1 protein-coding gene is annotated in these 1047 nt (G+C 52.5%); it reads right to left on the reverse strand.

Annotation, left to right across the window (positions count from 1 at the left end; translation table 11 throughout):
• Nucleotides 1-1047: elongation factor Tu (gene tuf / locus CNE01S_RS24075; RefSeq protein WP_061279234.1), on the reverse strand; the 1047-nt coding region annotated here is incomplete at both ends.

Below are 1047 nucleotides of genomic sequence, written 5' to 3' on the forward strand. Positions count from 1 at the left end.
CCTTCACGGATTGCGAAACGCAGACCGTCGTCCATCGCGATTGGGTGGATCAGGGTAACAACCATTTTGATGTTGTCGCCTGGCATTACCATCTCTACGCCTTCTGGCAGTTCGATGGTACCGGTCACGTCAGTTGTACGGAAGTAGAACTGTGGACGGTAGCCTTTGAAGAACGGAGTATGACGGCCGCCTTCGTCTTTGGACAGGATGTACACTTCAGATTCGAACTTGGTGTGCGGCTTGATAGAGCCTGGCTTAGCCAGAACCTGACCACGTTCGATTTCTTCACGTTTGATACCACGCAGCAGAACACCAACGTTCTCACCAGCACGGCCTTCGTCCAGCAGTTTGCGGAACATTTCAACGCCGGTACAGGTAGATTTCGCAGTATCTTTGATACCAACGATTTCTACTTCTTCGCCCACTTTAACGATACCGCGCTCTACACGACCGGTAACAACGGTACCACGGCCGGAGATGGAGAATACGTCTTCGATTGGCAGCAGGAACGGCAGATCGATTGCACGTACTGGTTCTGGGATGTAGGAATCCAGGAAGCCAGCCAGCTCAACAATTTTAGCTTCCCACTCTGCTTCGCCTTCCAGCGCTTTCAGAGCAGAACCACGGATGATTGGAGTGTCATCGCCCGGGAAGTCGTACTGAGACAGAAGTTCACGAACTTCCATTTCAACCAGCTCCAGCAGCTCTTCGTCATCAACCATGTCACATTTGTTCAGGAACACGATGATGTAAGGAACGCCAACCTGACGACCCAGCAGGATGTGCTCACGGGTCTGAGGCATAGGGCCGTCAGTCGCAGCAACAACCAGGATAGCGCCGTCCATCTGAGCAGCACCGGTGATCATGTTTTTAACGTAGTCGGCGTGCCCTGGGCAGTCAACGTGCGCGTAGTGACGAGTCGGGGTGTCGTATTCAACGTGGGAAGTGTTGATGGTGATACCACGAGCTTTTTCTTCTGGTGCGTTATCGATCTGGTCGAATGCACGAGCAGAACCACCGTAGGTTTTAGCCAGAACGGTAGTGATT

This window comes from Cedecea neteri NBRC 105707 = ATCC 33855, assembly GCF_001571265.1.
GTDB classification, from domain to species: domain Bacteria; phylum Pseudomonadota; class Gammaproteobacteria; order Enterobacterales; family Enterobacteriaceae; genus Cedecea; species Cedecea neteri.